The sequence below is a fragment of the Tessaracoccus palaemonis genome, from assembly GCF_019316905.1.
In the GTDB taxonomy this organism is placed as follows: domain Bacteria; phylum Actinomycetota; class Actinomycetes; order Propionibacteriales; family Propionibacteriaceae; genus Arachnia; species Arachnia palaemonis.
On the sequence record NZ_CP079216.1, the window covers coordinates 1,142,793 to 1,159,100 of the forward strand.

Annotated in this window: 18 protein-coding genes; 15 read left to right on the forward strand and 3 right to left on the reverse strand. The window is 68.8% G+C overall.

What is annotated here, in order from left to right:
• Positions 1–16: 16 nt before the first annotated feature.
• From rimM to KDB89_RS05130, 14 genes are all read left to right on the forward strand, one after another.
• Entirely contained in the window at positions 17–538 is a 522-nt protein-coding gene (gene rimM / locus KDB89_RS05070; protein WP_219083766.1) for a ribosome maturation factor RimM, read from the forward strand.
• A complete protein-coding gene (gene trmD, locus KDB89_RS05075) occupies positions 535–1,245 on the forward strand; it encodes a tRNA (guanosine(37)-N1)-methyltransferase TrmD (RefSeq protein WP_219083767.1) in 711 nt (236 codons plus the stop codon). Before rimM ends, trmD begins: the two co-directional genes overlap by 4 nt.
• A gap of 136 nt (positions 1,246–1,381) precedes the next feature.
• On the forward strand, positions 1,382–2,074 hold the full coding sequence (locus tag KDB89_RS05080) for a succinate dehydrogenase cytochrome b subunit (RefSeq protein WP_219083768.1): 693 nt from the start codon (positions 1,382–1,384) through the stop codon (positions 2,072–2,074).
• On the forward strand, positions 2,074–4,086 hold the full coding sequence (locus tag KDB89_RS05085) for a fumarate reductase/succinate dehydrogenase flavoprotein subunit (RefSeq protein ID WP_219083769.1): 2,013 nt from the start codon (positions 2,074–2,076) through the stop codon (positions 4,084–4,086). Before KDB89_RS05080 ends, KDB89_RS05085 begins: the two co-directional genes overlap by 1 nt.
• Positions 4,083–4,835 carry a succinate dehydrogenase/fumarate reductase iron-sulfur subunit gene (locus KDB89_RS05090; protein ID WP_219083770.1) on the forward strand — a complete coding sequence of 251 codons (753 nt, stop codon included), beginning with the start codon at positions 4,083–4,085 and terminating at the stop codon, positions 4,833–4,835. The genes KDB89_RS05085 and KDB89_RS05090 overlap by 4 nt, the downstream gene beginning before the upstream one ends.
• 231 nt (positions 4,836–5,066) lie before the next feature.
• Positions 5,067–5,414: a 50S ribosomal protein L19 gene (rplS, locus tag KDB89_RS05095; protein WP_219083771.1), complete on the forward strand. Its 348-nt coding sequence runs from the start codon at positions 5,067–5,069 to the stop codon at positions 5,412–5,414.
• 133 nt (positions 5,415–5,547) lie between these two features.
• The gene (lepB, locus tag KDB89_RS05100) at positions 5,548–6,327 is read left to right on the forward strand and encodes a signal peptidase I (protein WP_255556244.1); all 780 of its coding nucleotides are present in this window, start codon (positions 5,548–5,550) and stop codon (positions 6,325–6,327) included.
• Entirely contained in the window at positions 6,327–6,959 is a 633-nt protein-coding gene (locus tag KDB89_RS05105) for a ribonuclease HII (RefSeq protein WP_219083772.1), read from the forward strand. Before lepB ends, KDB89_RS05105 begins: the two co-directional genes overlap by 1 nt.
• Positions 6,956–7,279 (forward strand): DUF2469 domain-containing protein, encoded by a 324-nt coding sequence (locus KDB89_RS05110; RefSeq protein ID WP_219083773.1) that lies wholly within the window; start codon positions 6,956–6,958, stop codon positions 7,277–7,279. Before KDB89_RS05105 ends, KDB89_RS05110 begins: the two co-directional genes overlap by 4 nt.
• A gap of 80 nt (positions 7,280–7,359) precedes the next feature.
• Positions 7,360–7,731, forward strand: coding sequence for a YraN family protein (locus KDB89_RS05115; protein ID WP_219083774.1), 372 nt, complete (start codon positions 7,360–7,362; stop codon positions 7,729–7,731).
• Complete coding sequence (locus KDB89_RS14835) at positions 7,728–8,507, forward strand: magnesium chelatase domain-containing protein (RefSeq protein ID WP_500809354.1); 780 nt, start codon at positions 7,728–7,730, stop codon at positions 8,505–8,507. The genes KDB89_RS05115 and KDB89_RS14835 overlap by 4 nt, the downstream gene beginning before the upstream one ends.
• Before the next feature lie 11 nt (positions 8,508–8,518).
• Complete coding sequence (locus KDB89_RS14840) at positions 8,519–8,905, forward strand: magnesium chelatase subunit ChlI family protein (protein ID WP_500809355.1); 387 nt, start codon at positions 8,519–8,521, stop codon at positions 8,903–8,905.
• Positions 8,902–10,014, forward strand: a complete 1,113-nt coding sequence (gene dprA, locus KDB89_RS05125; RefSeq protein ID WP_219083775.1) for a DNA-processing protein DprA — start codon at positions 8,902–8,904, stop codon at positions 10,012–10,014. The genes KDB89_RS14840 and dprA overlap by 4 nt, the downstream gene beginning before the upstream one ends.
• Before the next feature lie 5 nt (positions 10,015–10,019).
• The gene (locus KDB89_RS05130; protein WP_219083776.1) at positions 10,020–10,682 is read left to right on the forward strand and encodes an HAD family hydrolase; all 663 of its coding nucleotides are present in this window, start codon (positions 10,020–10,022) and stop codon (positions 10,680–10,682) included.
• On the opposite strand, the gene KDB89_RS05135 is transcribed toward KDB89_RS05130, so the two are convergent.
• Entirely contained in the window at positions 10,663–14,043 is a 3,381-nt protein-coding gene (locus KDB89_RS05135; protein WP_219083777.1) for a PPi-type phosphoenolpyruvate carboxykinase family protein, read from the reverse strand. The two genes, KDB89_RS05130 and KDB89_RS05135, sit on opposite strands and share 20 nt — an antisense overlap.
• 166 nt (positions 14,044–14,209) lie before the next feature.
• Here KDB89_RS05135 and KDB89_RS05140 point away from each other — a divergent pair, with 166 nt between their 5' ends.
• Complete coding sequence (locus KDB89_RS05140) at positions 14,210–14,662, forward strand: hypothetical protein (RefSeq protein ID WP_219083778.1); 453 nt, start codon at positions 14,210–14,212, stop codon at positions 14,660–14,662.
• A 26-nt stretch (positions 14,663–14,688) separates the two neighbouring features.
• Here the strand turns inward: KDB89_RS05140 and KDB89_RS05145 are convergent, their stop codons facing one another.
• Both KDB89_RS05145 and KDB89_RS05150 read right to left on the reverse strand, forming a co-directional pair.
• Entirely contained in the window at positions 14,689–15,075 is a 387-nt protein-coding gene (locus tag KDB89_RS05145) for a hypothetical protein (protein ID WP_219083779.1), read from the reverse strand.
• Between the two features lie 275 nt (positions 15,076–15,350).
• Entirely contained in the window at positions 15,351–15,668 is a 318-nt protein-coding gene (locus KDB89_RS05150; protein ID WP_219083780.1) for a hypothetical protein, read from the reverse strand.
• Positions 15,669–16,308: the final 640 nt, after the last annotated feature.

Consider the following 16,308-nt stretch of genomic DNA (forward strand, 5'->3'; position numbering starts at 1 on the left):
CTCCAGGAGCAAGCACGTGTCAGAGCAGGTTGAGGTGACGGTGGGCCGCTTCGGGCGCGCCGTCGGCATCCGAGGTGAGATCGCCGTCGAGCTGCGCACCGACGAGCCCGCGCGCCGGTTCCGGCCGGGCGTCTCGCTGCGCCTCGGCGACACGGGCCGCAGCGTCGAGATCGATCAGGTGCGCTGGAATCGCGGCCGGCTGGCGGTCACGCTGGTGGGCTACCCCGACCGCACCGCCGTCGAGGCGCTGACCGGTCTCCTACTCCACGCCCTGGTGCCGTCGGACGAACGCCCGAGCGAGCCGGAGGAGTACTTCGACCGGCAACTCGTCGGGCTGAAGGTCCTCGACCACCGCGGCGCCCAGGTGGGCACCGTCACCGAGGTCCTGCACCTTCCCGCGCAGGAGGTCCTCCAGGTCGACGTCGCCGGCGAGGACCGCCTGGTGCCCTTCGTCAGCGCGCTGGTCCCCGTCGTGGATCTGGCCGCGGGACACGTGCAGCTGGCCGACGTCCCCGGCCTGCTGGAGGACGTCGAATGAGGATCGACGTCGTCAGCATCTTCCCCGACTACTTCGCCCCGCTGCACCTGAGCCTCGTCGGCAAGGCCATCTCCTCGGGGATCGTCGAGCTGGGGGTCCACGACCTGCGAGGCTGGACGCACGACCGGCACAACACCACCGACGACACCCCCTACGGCGGGGGAGCCGGCATGGTCATGAAGCCCGAGCCGTGGGGCGAGGCGCTCGACGCGCTCGAGGAGCTCGACCCCGCGCCCATGACGATCGTTGTGCCGACGCCGGCCGGTCGCCCCTTCACGCAGGAGCTCGCCTACGAACTGGCCGCGAAGCAGCGGCTCGTGTTCGCGTGCGGCCGCTACGAGGGCATCGACCAGCGCGTCATCGACCACTGCGTCGAACACTACGAGGTCATCGAGGTGTCCCTGGGCGACTACGTCCTCAACGGGGGAGAGGTGGCCTCGCTGGCTGTCATCGAGGCCGTCGTGCGCCTCCTGCCCGGCGTGATCGGGAACCCGGAGTCGCTGACGGAGGAGTCGCACTCGGCCGGGAACGGGTCCCTGCTCGAGTACCCGAACTACACCAAGCCGCCGGTGTGGAGGGGGCGCGAGGTGCCCCAGGTGCTGCTGAGCGGCAACCATGGCCTCGTCGCGAAGTGGCGCCGGGAGCAGGCCGTCGAGCGCACGCGCAGCCGTCGACCGGATCTGCTGGCACCGGACGGGCGTGACTGATTTACGAAACTACATTCACGCCTAAATTGAGCATTTAGACGACGGGAAAGTTAAAGTCCCCCTCTTAGGGACAGCGCGTAACGCGTTGGCTAGAGTGAGGCGCGTGGCAACAACTCTCACTATTCATCAACGAGCGTTGAGAAGCACGGTCGTCAAGAAGGTCATCATGGCGGTGTCCGGCTTGATCATGATCGTGTTCCTCCTCGTGCACATGTACGGCAACCTGAAGATGTTCGTCAGCCCCGAGGCTTACGATCACTACGCGCACTGGCTCAAGGGCCTCGCGGAGAACGGCATCGACCATGAGGGCGGCATCATGTACCCGCTCATGCCTGCCGGTCAGTTCATCATCGTCTTCCGCGCAGTGATGCTCGTCGCGGTCGGTGCGCACGTCTGGGCCGCGGCGACGCTGTCGCGCCAGACCATCGCGAACCGTGGTGACAAGTACGTCAACTACAAGCGTCAGGCCTCGACCTACTCCGTGCGCACCATGCGCTGGGGCGGCGTCATCGTGCTGGCCTTCATCATCTTCCACCTGCTCCAGTTCACGATCATCCCGGCGCAGTTCGGCGAGACCGACCCGGCCAAGCCGAGCGTCATGGTCCACTACGCGTTCGAGCAGTGGTGGATGGTGCTGATCTACGCGATCTGCATGGTGCTGATCTGCATGCACGTGCGGCACGGGTTCTTCAGCGCGTTCAACACGCTCGGTGGCAACACCAGCCCGAACGCGCGCAAGGTCCTCAACGTCCTCGGCATCATCGTCGCTGTCGCCCTGTTCGTCGGCTTCATGAGCATGCCCTTCGCAATTCTGATCGGAGTGATCTGATGACCGACGCCATCACCACCGCACCGCTGACCGGCCAGTTCTGGACCGAGGGCGAGGACATCTGTGACACCAAGGCGCCGCAGGTTGCCATCGACAAGGTGTGGCAGACCCGCCAGTTCCAGGCCCGCCTGGTCAACCCGGCCAACCGCCGCAAGCTGAGCGTCATCATCGTCGGCACCGGCCTTGCCGGCGGCGCCGCCGCCGCGACCCTGGGTGAGGCCGGCTACAACGTCCTCAACTTCTGCTACCAGGACAGCCCGCGACGCGCCCACTCGATCGCCGCCCAGGGCGGCATCAACGCTGCGAAGAACTACCGCAACGACAACGACTCGACGCACCGTCTGTTCTACGACACGGTCAAGGGCGGCGACTACCGCGCGCGCGAGACGAACGTCTACCGCCTCGCCGAGGTCTCCGCGAACATCATCGACCAGTGCGTCGCCCAGGGTGTCCCGTTCGCCCGCGAGTACGGCGGCCTGCTGGATACCCGTTCGTTCGGTGGCGTCCAGGTGCAGCGCACCTTCTACGCGCGTGGCCAGACGGGTCAGCAGCTGCTGATCGGCTGCTACCAGCAGCTCGAGCGTCAGGTCGCCGCCGGCACCGTCAAGATGTACACCCGCCACGAGATGGTCGAGCTGATCGTCGTCGACGGCAAGGCCCGCGGCATCGTGACCCGCAACATGATCAACGGCAAGGTCGAGACCTACACCGCTGACGCCGTCGTGCTTGCCACGGGTGGCTACGGCAACGTGTTCTTCCTGTCCACCAACGCGATGGGCTGCAACGTCACCGCCAACTGGCGCGCGCACCGCAAGGGCGCCTACTTCGGCAACCCCTGCTACACGCAGATCCACCCGACCTGCATCCCGGTGCACGGCGAGACCCAGTCGAAGCTGACCCTGATGTCGGAGTCGCTGCGTAACGACGGCCGCATCTGGGTGCCCAAGAAGGCCGAGGACTGCGCCAAGGATCCGCGCGAGATCGCCGAGGAGGATCGCGACTACTACCTGGAGCGCATCTACCCGGCGTTCGGCAACCTGGTTCCCCGCGACATCGCGTCGCGTCAGGCGAAGAACATGTGCGACGAGGGCCGCGGTGTCGGGCCCGCCGTCAAGGAGGTCACCGAGGGCGGCGAGGAGCGCATGATGCGCCGCGGCGTCTACCTCGACTTCTCCGACGCCATCAACCGCCTCGGTCAGAAGGCTGTCGAGAACAAGTACGGCAACCTCTTCGACATGTACCAGCAGATCACCGGTGAGAACCCCTACGAGGTGCCGATGCGCATCTACCCGGCGGTGCACTACACCATGGGCGGCCTCTGGGTCGACTACGACCTGCAGTCCACCATCCCCGGCCTGTACGTGACCGGTGAGGCGAACTTCTCCGACCACGGTGCGAACCGCCTCGGCGCCTCCGCGCTGATGCAGGGCCTCGCCGACGGCTACTTCGTTCTGCCGAACACCATCAACGACTACCTCGCTGATGCCCCGTTCGACAAGCTCGCCGACGACCACCCGGCCGTCGTCGAGGCCCGCGATGCCGCCCAGGCCCGTATCGACGCGCTGCTCGCCGTGCAGGGCACCCGCTCGGTCGACTCCTTCCACAAGGAGCTCGGCCACATCATGTGGGAGTACTGCGGCATGAATCGGACCGAGGAGGGCCTCAAGAAGGCCATCGGCCTCATCCACGAGCTGAAGGAGGAGTTCTGGAAGAACGTCCGCGTCACGGGCGTCAACGAGGACTTCAACCAGGCCCTGGAGCGCGCCGGCCGTCTCGTCGACTTCTTCGAGCTCGGTGAGCTCATGTGCGTCGACGCGCTGCACCGCCGCGAGTCCTGTGGCGGTCACTTCCGCGCCGAGTCGCAGACCGAGGACGGCGAGGCCCTCCGCCACGACGACGAGTTCTGCTACGTCGCCGCGTGGGAGTGGGCAGGCGACAACGCCAAGCCCGTGCTGCACCGCGAGCCGCTCGTCTACAAGGCAATCGAACTGAAGCAACGGAGTTACAAGTGAAGCTCAAGCTACGTATCTGGCGTCAGGCCGGCGCCAACGCCGCCGGCAAGATGGTCGAGTACGACCTGGATGGCGTGTCCGAGGACATGTCGTTCCTGGAGATGCTTGACCTTCTCAACGAGCAGCTCACGAACGCGAACCAGGAGCCGGTGGCCTTCGACCACGACTGCCGCGAGGGCATCTGCGGCATGTGCGGCGTCGTCATCAACGGCGTCGCGCACGGCGGATCCGCCACCACCACCTGCCAGCTGCACATGCGTTCGTTCGCCGATGGCGCGACCATCGACATCGAGCCGTGGCACGCGGGCGCGTTCCCGGTGATCAAGGACCTCGTCGTGGACCGCACTGCCCTGGATCACATCATCCAGGCCGGCGGCTTCATCTCGAGCAACACCGGGTCGGCCCCCGACGCCCACGCCACCCCGGCGCCGAAGCGGGAGTCGGACGTCGCGTTCGACAACGCGACGTGCATCGGCTGTGGTGCGTGTGTCGCCGCCTGCCCGAACAGCTCCGCCATGCTGTTCACATCGGCGAAGATCACGCACCTCGCGATGCTGCCGCAGGGCCAGCCCGAGCGCTACCGTCGCGTCAAGGCCATGGTCGCGCAGCACGACGAGGAGGGCTTCGGCAACTGCACCAACATCGGTGAGTGCGCCGCGGTCTGCCCCAAGGGCATCCCGCTCGAGTCCATCGCCCACCTCAACCGCGACCTCATCAAGTCGCTGTTCAAGGGCGACGGCAAGCAGTAGTCATCAGAGACTGAGCCACATCGCAGGGGCGGCACTTCGGTGCCGCCCCTGACGTGTCCCCTGGGGATTTTCCCCTCTGGCGCCCCTCTGCCATAATGGAGAGTCGTTGCTCCCTGCCAGGGGGTGACAGCGGCGCGCCCGGGCTCCTGCCATGGGGGGTCCGTCCCGGACGAGTCGCATCGAAACGAATGGCCGCGGTGACCTATGGCACTGACGGAAAAGGTGAGAACCATGACCAATCCCCTGATCCAGGAGATCAACAAGGCCGCGCTCCGCGACGACGTCCCGGAGTTCCGCGCCGGCGACTCCGTCAAGGTGCACGTGCGCGTCGTCGAGGGCACCCGGTCGCGTGTGCAGGTGTTCGCGGGCGTCGTCATCGCGCGCAACGCTGCCGGCGTGCAGGAGGCATTCACGGTCCGCAAGGTGTCCTTCGGTGTCGGAGTCGAGCGCACCTTCCCGGTGAACTCCCCGATCATCGAGAAGATCGAGGTCGAGCGTCGCGGTGACGTCCGTCGCGCCAAGCTCTACTACCTGCGTGGGCTGCGCGGCAAGGCCGCCAAGATCAAGGAGAAGCGCTGATCGTCCAGCGTCACCGACGCTGAACCTTCATCTCCCACGAGCCGCCGGGTCGAATCCGACCCGGCGGCTCGTGTCGTCGTGACCCCGGTTCGCGGCGGTATGCTCAGACCCGACACCCGAAGAAGGACGATCCGTGGAATCAGGCACAACCTCCGGCGAGACTGACGCGCCCGAGCCGAAGGCCCCGTCCGTCGGGCGTCGGCTGCTCGGCTGGCTGCTGGAGGGCGTGCTCGTCGTCGTCGGCGCCATCGTGATCGCGACGCTGATCCGCACGTTCGTGGGGCAGATGTTCGTGATCCCGTCCGGGTCGATGGAGAACACGCTGCAGGTCAACGACCGTGTCCTGGTGGCGAAGTTCGGCGGCTTCCAGCGCGGCGACGTCGTCGTGTTCGAGGACCCCGGCAACTGGCTGACCCCCGTGACCGAGGAGCCCAACGCGATCAAGCAGGCCCTCGAGTTCGTCGGCGTGCTGCCGAACTCCGGGACCGAGCACCTCATCAAGCGCGTCATCGGGATGCCGGGCGACCACGTCCGTACCACCGACGACGGCAGCATCGAGGTCAACGGCCAGGTCCTCGACGAGACCTCGTACCTGTACGCGCAGGACGGCGTGCAGGTGGCCCCGAGCACCGTGCCGTTCGACATCGTCGTGCCGGCCGACCACATCTTCGTCATGGGCGACCACCGCAACGCGTCCAACGACTCGCGCTGCCGCCTGGCGGACGTGTCCCAGAACCCCGGCGAGAGCGCCTTCGTCCCGATCGAGAACGTCGTCGGTGCTTCCGTGGCCATCGTCGCGCCGCTGGACCGCCTCGCGACCTTCCAGCTGCCCTCGACCTACGAGACGGTGCCCGACGCGACCGAACCCGCCCCGGAGGATCCGGAGCTCATCCACGTGGAGTCCGGCTGCTGATGATCCGCCTCGGGCGTGGCGCCTACAGCTATGAGCGGGCGCTGGACCGCGCCGGCCTCGGCCCCGTCGCCGGAGCGGACGAGGCAGGGCGCGGCGCCTGCGCCGGGCCACTGGTCGCTGCCGCGGCCATCCTCGACCCGCGTCGGCCCATCGAGGGGCTCGACGACTCCAAGGCCATCACCGCCAGGGCGCGCGACCGGCTCTACGACGTCATCCGTCGGGAGGCCGTCGCCGTCGCCGTCGCCGTCGTCGAGCCGGGGGAGTGCGACGAACTGGGCATGCACCAGGCCGACCTGCACGGCCTGCGACGCGCCGTCCTGCGCCTGGACGTGGCCCCGAGCTTCGTCATCACCGACGGCTTCGCCGTCGACGGCCTCGGCGTGCCCGCCGTGTCGATGTGGAAGGGCGACAAGGTCGCCGCCTGCGTCAGCGCCGCCTCGATCATCGCGAAGGTCACCCGGGACCGCATCATGGTCGACTACGACGCCCTCTACCCGGAGTACGGCTTCGCGGTGCACAAGGGCTACTGCACGGCCGTGCACCAACGCGCCCTCGACGAGCACGGCCCCTCCGCTATCCACCGGTGGTGCTTCGACAACGTCGTGCGGAGCGCTAGAGTGGTCCAATCATGAGCGCCGAAGACCTGGAGCAGTACGAGAGCAAGCTGGAGCTTGACCTGTACCGCGAGTACAAGGACGTCGTCGGCATCTTCACCTACGCGGTGGAGACCGAACGCCGGTTCTACCTGTGCAACGCCGTCGACCTGAAGGTCCGCACCGAGGGCGGTGACGTGTACTACGAGGTGTCCATGGGCGACGCCTGGGTGTGGGACATGTACCGACCCGCGCGCTTCGTGAAGTCCGCCAAGGTCCTGACGTTCCGAGACGTCTCCATCGAGGAGATCGTCCACTCGGACCTGCAGGTGCCCGACCAGGACTCCCCGGCCTCCTGACCCTGGATCTGTCCACAGCCGCGTAGCCGGCTGGCATTTGCGCGCCCGGATCCGCCATCACTGAGGTGGAGGTGGATGCGATGAGCAACGCGCGGGCCGAGTTCGGCCGTAGAGGGGAGGACCTCGCCGCAGCGTATGTGGCGGGGCTCGGGTGGACGATTCTGACCCGCAACTGGCGCTGCCCGGAGGGCGAGGCGGACATCGTCGCGCTCGACCACGAGGCCGGGGCGTTGGTGGTCGTGGAGGTGAAGTCACGCTCGGGCCTGGGCTACGGTCATCCGCTCGACGCGATCACCTTCGAGAAGGCCAGGCGGCTGCGGCGGCTCGCGGCGATCTACGCGAAGGGCGCCCGGGCTCATGTGCGCCTGCTGCGGGTCGACGCGATCGGCGTCCTGTGGCCGCCGGGCAAGGACCCGGAGCTGATCCACGCCCGCGGGATCGAGGAGCGGTGAGGCCATCGGCATGGTCCGTCGCGCTGTCCGGCATCGACGGCGTGCCCGTGGAGGTGGAGGCGGCCAAAGGCGGCGGGCTACCCCGGACGCTGCTGGTCGGGCTGCCGGACAAGGCGCTGTCCGAGGCCAAGGACCGGGTCAAGGCCGCCGTCGCAGCCGAGGGGCTGCCGTACCCGCCCCAGCTGGTCACCATCAACCTGTCGCCGGCCAGCCTACCGAAGATGGGCTCGCACTACGACGTGGCCATCGCCGTGGCGGCCATGGCCGCGGAGGGCGGCGTCAGGCCCGGGCTGCTGTCGCGGACGGTGCTGCTGGGGGAGCTCAGCCTCGACGGGCGCGTGCGCCGCGTGCGCGGGGTGCTTCCCGCGCTGCTCGCCGCGGCCAGGGCGGGGTTCGACCACGCCATCGTGCCGACAGGCCAGCAGGACGAGGCCTCGCTGGTGCCTGGCCTGACCGTGTGGGGAGCCGGACGGCTGCAGGAGGTGGCGCTGATCCTCAACGGGAAGCCGGTGGACAACCCGACGGAGTCGGCGGACCCGTCCTGGCTGCCGGCCGAGGACCGCGCCGACGGGCACGCGGACCTGTCCGACGTCATCGGCCACGCGGACGGGCGCTTCGCGCTGGAGGTCGCCGCGTCGGGCAGGCACCACCTGTTCCTGCACGGCGCGCCAGGCGTCGGAAAGACGATGCTGGCCGCCAACCCCTGTCCCTGCGGCATGCACGGCGTGGCCGGGGCGGAGTGCCGCTGCGACGCCGTCAAGGTGCGCAGATACTGAGCGGCCCCATCATGGACCGGATCGATCTGCGGCACCACATGACCGGGGTCAACCGGGTGTTGGCCGACCTGGGGGAGTCCGCTCCCGAGCCCAGCTCCACGGTGCTGCAGCGGGTCCTGGAGGCCAGGGACCGGCAGGCGCGGCGACTCCGCGGCACCCCGTGGAGCACCAACGGCGAGATTCCCGGGCCGTACCTGCGCAGACACCTCCCGCTGCCGCAGGATCTCGGCGCCCTCAACAACGCCCTTGAGCGCGGCCAGCTGAGCATGCGCGGCGTCGACAAGGTCCTGAAGGTCGCCTGGACCCTGACCGACATGTCCGGCCGCGACGTGCCCGGCGGGCGCGAGGTGCGGGCGGCGCTCCAGCTACGGCTGGGCAGCGCGCGGAGCGCGGCGTGAACCGCGAACGGACGGCCCGGATGGGGCTCTGTGCCCTGAAGGCATGGAGTTCCCCGGCGCTGGCCAGGGCCTGGCAGGACTTCGGAGCGGCCGAGCTCTGGGAGGCGCTCGTCGCGGAGGGCGAGTCGTCGACGTTCGGGCGCCGGGCCGCGGTGGTCGATCCGGCGGCCGTCGCCGCGGCGGGAGAGGCGTGCGGGGCCCGGTTCATCATGCCGGGTGACGAGGAGTGGCCCGCGCCGCTGGCCGACCTGGAACACGTAGAGGTGGCGGGCATGGGAGGGACGCCGGCGGGGCTCTGGCTGCGGGGCGAACCCCTGGGCGCCGTGGACCGCGCCGTCGCGTTGGTCGGCGCCAGGGCCTGCTCGAGCTACGGAGAGCACACGGCAGTCGGGCTGGCCGCCGACCTAGCCTCGGCGGGGCACCCGGTCGTCTCGGGGCTGGCCTTCGGGATCGACGCTGCCGCTCACCGCGGCGCGCTCGGCGCCGGCGGGGTCACGCACGCGGTGCTGGCGGGAGGCCTCGACGAGCCCTACCCCAGCGCCCACGCGCGCCTCGCCACGTCGGTGGCGGCCTCCGGGACCCTGATCAGCGAGCTGCCGCCGGGGGAGCGTCCGAGCAGGCACGCCTTCCTCGCGAGGAACCGGATCATCGCCGCGCTGTCGGGCATCGTCGTGGTGGTGGAGGCCGCCGCGCGGTCGGGGGCGAAGAACACGGCCTCCTGGGCCGCCGCACTGGGCCGACCTGTCGCGGCCGTGCCCGGCCCCGTCACGTCATCGCTGTCGGTCACCCCGCACCGGCTGATCCGCGACGCGGAGGCCACGCTCGTGACCACCGCCGACGAGGTCCGGGTGCTGCTCGCCCCCGTGGGCACGCTGCCCGAGCAGCCCTCGAGGGGGGAGTCCGTGCCCATCGACCGGTTGCCAGGACCGCTGCGCGAACTGCGGGAGGCGGTCGGCAGCGGGGAGCGGGTGACGGCGGCGCAGCTGTCGTCGCGGACGGGGCAGCGCATCATCGACGTGCTGGACGGGGCCCAGCAGTTGATCGAGAGCGGCTGGCTGCAGCTCAGCGGGGACGGGGAGTTCTCCCTCCCGTCCCGGCGGCTAGGCTGAGGCGCATGGCTGCGATCATCTTCGACCTCGACGGCACCCTGATCGACACGGAGGAGAGCTGGGACATCGTCCGGCGCGGACTGGCCCGCGACGCGGGGCTGGCCTGGCCGGATGGGGCCACGCAGGCGATGATGGGCATGAGCACGCAGGAATGGAGCGCCTACCTCGTCGACGCTGTGGGCCTCCCCGGGACGCCCGATGAGGCGGCCCGGCTGACCATCGAGGCGATGGCCGCGCACCACCGCGCCGGCGTCGACGTCCTCCCCGGCGCCGTCGAGGCGGTGCGGCGGATGGCGGACCGTTACCCGGTGGCGATCGCCAGCTCGTCGCCGCGGGTCCTGATCGACGCGGCCGTCGAGGCGCTCGGCATCGGCGACCTGCTGCAGGCCACCGTCTCGACCGAGGAGGTCGAGCGGGGCAAGCCCGCACCGGACGGCTACCTGAGGGCGTGCGAGCTGCTGGGCGTCGCGCCCGGCGAGGCCGTCGCCGTCGAGGACGCCCCCAACGGCATCCGCTCGGCGCTGGCCGCAGGCATGGCGGTCGTGGCCGTCCCCCCGCACTTCCACCCGCCGGGCGCCGAACTGCTGGCCGAGGCCACCGTGGTGGAGAGCCTCGACCAGCTCACGCTCGACGTCGTGGCGGAGGCGCTCAGCCGAGCCGCCAGCTGACCTGCCTGCCCAGCGTTCCCGTCAGGCGCTCCGGCGCCTCGGGGGAACTGGCGTCGGCCAGCGCCGACTGCATCGCCGAGATCTTCTCCACGATCCCGAGCCGCGCGGCCGCGGCCGCGTTGGTCGGCTCCTCCACGAACCGCTTCATCGCACCCACGGCCCGCTCCGCGTGCAGGGCCATCTGGTTCGCCTGCGTCAGCAGCCGCTCGGCGTACCAGGCGGACGCCAGCACGGTCTCGCGGTCGAACAGCGCCCGGAACTCCGGGTCCGCCAGCGTCCACCCCTCCGACGAGGCGCCGTGGGCCATGATCTCCAGCAGCGCCTTCAGCGGCGGGATGGCCAGGGCGATGGTGCCGTCGTCGAAGTAGGACTGGGCCACCCGCTGATGCGTCGTGACGATCGTGCGGACGGACTCGGCGTACGCGGCCTCGTCCTGCAGCTCCGGGCGCAGCATGTTCTCCGTGAACACCACGTGCGGGTGCATGAAGATGCGGCCGAAGTACTTCGTCTGGAACCGCTCCGTGATGCGGTACCCGAGCCGGCTCGCCTCGATCAGCTCGTCGCCGACGCGGAAGTCGCCGATGCGCTCGAGCGCGCCCTCCTCGATCAGGTGGGCCGCGCTGCGCTCTGCGGGGGACATGCGCGAGAACAGCTCCGGGATCAGCAGCGAGATGTCGTGGTCGACACGCACGCTGGGGCCGATCACGCCGGCGGACGACAGCCAGCCGTCGTAGCCGGTCAGCGCGAAGGACAGGAAGGCCGCGTTGAGGTCGACGACCGACGGCAGCGCGTTGAAGGGCCCCTTCGTCATGGCGCCCTCGGAGCCGGCCCCGGTCGTCGACGGCGACTTGCCCGTCATCGACGAGATGAACTCCATGAAGAGCTCCGGCAGCTCCAGGTAGTGCAGCGGCGCGTAGCAGCACAGCGGCGGCACGCCCTCCTCCGCCGCGTTGTTGCGGCGGCCCGCCGCAACAACGTCGACGGGGAGCCGAAGATCCGCCGACACGGGCAGCCTGCGGAACATGTGGGCCGCGAGTTCCGCCCGCGCGGTCTCGTCGGGGCGGGAATGGTCGGGGCGCACCTGCAGGTATCGCGGGTTCTTCGACCTGGCGCCGTTCACGATGCGCGGGTTCGCGGAGCTGACGAAGAACGGGGCCTTCGCGTGGCCGTCGGCGACCTGGCGGATGAGGTCCTGCATCGGACGCGTGAACTGCGAGAACGCGATGGCGTCGTCCACGAGGGCCCGGGCGTCCTTGGTGGTCAGCGGCTCGAAGTTGCTGAGGAACGGGCCGCCGGCGATGTCCGCCTCCGCCTGCTTGTCGTAGCCGCGGTGGATGGCGTCGTCGGGGCGCTGGAACAGCAGCTGCTCGCAGTTGGTGACGTACTTGCGGGAGAGACCGTCCTCGCGCCCGGCCACCTCACCAGGCACCACGATGCTGGCGGTGATGTCGTCCTCGGTCTGCACCTTGGCCGCGGGGTGGAAGTCATGCCGCAGGCCGAACAGGCGCCACGAGCCGTCGGGGGCGAAGCCGACGCGCAGCATGTTCACGACGATCTTGTCGCCGTCGAGGCGGAGCGCGTGCCCGGCGCGGCCGTTGATGCGGCCGACGGAGAAGTGGCTGGCCCAGTCGCCGCCCCACTCGGGGCGGTAGAACCGCTTGACGACGAAGACCAGTTCCTTGATGTGATGCTCGATGCTCTCGAGCCACGCGTTGTACTCCTGCGTGTACTCGTCCGACGGGGTCAGCAGCTTGATGACGGACCCGACGCTGCGGTGGTCGGACAGCAGCGGACGGCTGTCCTTGTCAGGCGGCTGGATGAACCGGGTGGAGTAGTCGCGGTCGATGATGTCGGCGACTTTGACCATGTCGTCGGCGAAGTCCGCGATGTATGCGTTGCCCTGCACGAACGCGTCGGTGATGGACTTGGAGATCTCCGACTTGCCGCCGCCCGAGACCGTGGCGGGCTTGTGGCACGAGGTGGCGACGGGGGAGGTGCCGACCAGGGTCCACTGCTCTCCGTCGGCCGCCAGGTGTGTCAGCTCGACGATGTACCCGTCAGGGCCGATGTAGTGGGTCGCGGCGCGCAGCGGGATGCTGAACTGCTCGCCGCCCCGCTCCCAGGTGACCGAGAGGTCGCGCAGCGAGAAGGTCGAGCGCTCGGGGACCAGCACGACGTCGGGGTGCTCGAGGTCGACGGCGTGGCCCTCGGCCTGCTGCTCGAACCGGTCGGCGTCGCGGGCGATGACCTCGTCGATGGTGTAGGTGGGGTCGGCGTACTTGTCGGTGAACGTCTGGCCGAGGTTGTAGCGGGGGAAGGCGATGGCGCCGCCCGAGTGCTCCTCCTCGACGCGACCCAGCAGGTTGGCCGAGTAGCTGATCTGTGCCTTGACCTCCTTCTTGCAGTAGCCGAAGTAGTTGTCCGCGATCACGGTGACGATCACGCCGCGCTCGTCACGCGCGCACGCCTTGAACGCGGAGCCGCCGTTGTAGCGCTCCTCGGGGTCGCTCCAGCACATGCCGTCGCGCTTCTGGCGCTCGGTGGCGTCGTCGACGTGGGGGAGCCCGAGCTCCTTCTTCGTGAGCTTCGTGAGGTGCGGCGCCAGCACGACCAGGCCCGAGTGGCCCGTCCACGTCTCGGGGTTCAGGGAAGCGTCGTTCTCGGGCAGGTAGGGGTCTCCGCCGTTGCGGAAGATCCCCTCGACGAAGTCGAGGTTGGCCATCAGGGTCGCGGGCGCGAAGAAGCGCGTCTCCATCGACACCTCGTCGGTGTAGCCCGGCACGTTGGGCACGACGACGGGGCGCAGCAGCAGCGAGACCCAGCAGCGAGGCTGGGGTTCCTGCGCGGAGGTGTAGGGCAGGACCATGGAGTCCGCGGGCGGGTTGAAGGCGTGCTCCAGGAGCCGCCCGAACACGGCGCGGGGGACGGCGAGCTTGTCGTCCTGGATGGGCAGGCCGCCCTCGGCGATGTGGAAGACGCCCTTGGTGGTGCGGCGGTCGTTGGCCGGGTTGTGCAGGATGCCGTTGACCAGCCGGTAGCTCGACAGGGTCTCCGAGGTGAAGGTGTCCCCGTCGACGGGGAGGCTCATCTGCCGGGCGAGGCCGGCCTGGTCGAGCACGAGCGTCTGGCGCGGGAGCGCCGGCGCGGTGCCGGTGCCCTCCAGGTACGCGTCGAGGAACGTCTGGATCCGGGCGTCGACGGCGGGCAGCCGGTTCTGCAGCCGGCGACTGAGCTCACGCTGTCGGGCAAGGATGGGCCGCACCAGATCGGCGGCCTGCCCGGCCAGCCCCTCGTCCGGCAGGGGGATGCCGAGGAGGCCGAGGCGGAGGTTGATAGCAGCGGTGTCCGCGAAATTCGCCATGCTCCACTATGGCGCGTAGGAGAAGCGCAGACCAGGGGTGCCCGTCGTTCGGTCAGACCAGTTGCGTGACCTCCCAGGGGTGCCGGACCGGCCGGCATGTGAACTCGTCCCACATCGCGTAGGCTGGGCCCGAGAGCCGCTCGCGATCATCAATGGAGCTGCGACCATGAAGACCCGTCGGCGCAAAGCCCGCCACATTCCTCGAGCAACAGTGTGTCTGCCACGCGCGCTTCGGCTGCGCCTTCTGGCTGTGGCGGCTGCCGTCGCGGTCGTCCTCGGTGGCTGCGTCCCCAACGCAGAGAGTCGGGGCAGGCTCGATCTGGTCGAGGCATACACCACCCAGACTGACCCTGACTGGCCCTATCTGGATGCCTCCGACGAGACTTCGAGCGTCTGCGGGAACGTGACCAACTGCGTTCAGGCGGTTGGAAATCAGTACCTGGTCTTGCTGAAATTTGGAACGGTTGCTGAAGCGGCAGAGTATGCCGCCACGTTGGGGGATGCTGGCTATCAAGTGGACCCTCTTGTGATCCACTTCAACGGAACTCAGCTTCCGGTCGACGTTCGACGGGACGTCATCAGTTCCGTCGAGCAGATCAATGCCGACAGTCCTGACTGATCCTGGCTCCTGACGGCTAGGTTCAACTAGACGGCGACCCGGGAGGCGGCGTGCACATCCTCGATCGCGTCCACGACCTCTTGGTTCAGGTGGTGCAGATGCTCGACGTGCTGTGTCGGCACGCCCCGGTAGAGGGGGCGTACGGTCGAGAGGACCTCGAACAGGTCATCCTTCTCGAAGCCGGGGGTGCGGACCAGGAGCGAGAGGGATCCGGAGGAGCCGCGGAGATCCTTGATGCGCCCCTGCCAGCCCGGGTTGTGCAGCTTCAAGACGTCGCTCTTCATCTCGGCGGTCAAGGCGTCGAGAGCGGCGATGAGCCGCTCAACCGGCTCGCGCACGGCGTCGCGGTTGAACGCCGTCGTCGATGTCGTGGCTGCCTCCTCGCCGCCGAAGAGCTTGCTGAACAGTCCCATGTGCGTACTCCCTCGTCGCTGTCAGGGGTCAACAGTACGCGGTCGTGGAGAACCTCCGTCGATGTGCGTAGCAACGGCAGCCGACCTGCGCGACGCCCAACTCGATCTGAACCGTCCCAGGTTCGTTGCCGCTTCAATGCGGGGTTCGATGCTCGGGTGAGCGCCGCGCGGTAGATTGCCTCGTGTTCGTCGGGCTGATCATTCCGAGCCAACCGAGGAGGCAATCCCGCAACCGGCACCTCCGTCTCGACCAGCGCGGGCTTCTGGTGTTGCGATCAGAACCAGCTGGAGACTGACCCTCCCTCGATGCCCCAGGCATCGAATGCGGCCTTCAAGTCGAGGCTCGACGCGAAACGGCTCCCGACAGCCTCAACGAGGTGCTTGCGGGTGACGCTGAGCCCAGCGCACATCTTGTCGACCTGATCTGGGGTGAAGGCCTCTGTGGACTCGTACTCATCTGCGCCTGCGAGACCGAGGGCGTCGATGTCATGAATCTCGATGGCCGCTGTCCCGTCCTCCCGCAGCGTGAAAGCGCTGTAACGAAGAACGCCGTCGCGACTCGAGTTCTCGAACACATGCACGTCGTCCGCCACAGCCCCAGACCTCGCTTCCTGCAGTCGCTAGCCTCCCTCCCCAGGGTACGGCGAACTCCTGTCGGGTGTCAGAGTCCGAGGGGTTGTAGGTGCGGAGGCAGTACGCTTCCCGGACCGTCTGCGGGGACCGCCGCAGTGGCGGCGTGACTACATACCTGTCACCTATCCGTGCAGCGGTCCCTCGTCACAGCTCACACCCCTATCCGTGAGTTGTCGGGACACCCGGTGGCTGGCGGCGCGTTCCAGGGCAAGCGTTCCTGTGCCCCGTTGATCTCTGGTGCCGGAAGGCTGCCTGACTGTCGCCTTGGCGCGGCCGGCCGTGAGGACGACCGTCGCTCCATCGAGGGACAGATGGACATTGCCCCCGTCGTCCATGAAGTTCACGCCCATATCCGTGAGCTGTCGGGACTGGTGGCGTCGAACCGGCTGTCCACGACAAGCACGGTCCAGCCCGGTTCTGTGGAGGGGCCCTCGGTGTGCCCGGCGGCCGGCCGGACCTCCAACCGGTACAGGTGGGGACCACGGCACAGGATGAGTCGCCGTCCCGCCTGGGGGGCGACCTACAGCGCGGTGACATCCTTGAGCCCGGCGCGGACCAGACCCCGCTGTACGTCGCGTGCCAGCTGGCCGCCCTCGGTGT

Bases quoted from the DNA above. Each gene is read 5' to 3' on its own strand.
- KDB89_RS14840 (WP_500809355.1), top strand. From the start codon at position 8,519: ATGGACCGGATCGATCTGCGGCACCACATGACCGGGGTCAACCGGGTG.
- KDB89_RS05130 (WP_219083776.1), top strand. From the start codon at position 10,020: ATGGCTGCGATCATCTTCGACCTCGACGGCACCCTGATCGACACGGAG.
- rplS (WP_219083771.1), top strand. From the start codon at position 5,067: ATGACCAATCCCCTGATCCAGGAGATCAACAAGGCCGCGCTCCGCGAC.
- KDB89_RS05115 (WP_219083774.1), top strand. From the start codon at position 7,360: ATGAGCAACGCGCGGGCCGAGTTCGGCCGTAGAGGGGAGGACCTCGCC.
- KDB89_RS05140 (WP_219083778.1), top strand. From the start codon at position 14,210: ATGAAGACCCGTCGGCGCAAAGCCCGCCACATTCCTCGAGCAACAGTG.
- KDB89_RS05085 (WP_219083769.1), top strand. From the start codon at position 2,074: ATGACCGACGCCATCACCACCGCACCGCTGACCGGCCAGTTCTGGACC.
- KDB89_RS05135 (WP_219083777.1), bottom strand. From the start codon at position 14,043: ATGGCGAATTTCGCGGACACCGCTGCTATCAACCTCCGCCTCGGCCTC.
- KDB89_RS05105 (WP_219083772.1), top strand. From the start codon at position 6,327: ATGATCCGCCTCGGGCGTGGCGCCTACAGCTATGAGCGGGCGCTGGAC.
- KDB89_RS05145 (WP_219083779.1), bottom strand. From the start codon at position 15,075: ATGGGACTGTTCAGCAAGCTCTTCGGCGGCGAGGAGGCAGCCACGACA.
- trmD (WP_219083767.1), top strand. From the start codon at position 535: ATGAGGATCGACGTCGTCAGCATCTTCCCCGACTACTTCGCCCCGCTG.
- KDB89_RS05110 (WP_219083773.1), top strand. From the start codon at position 6,956: ATGAGCGCCGAAGACCTGGAGCAGTACGAGAGCAAGCTGGAGCTTGAC.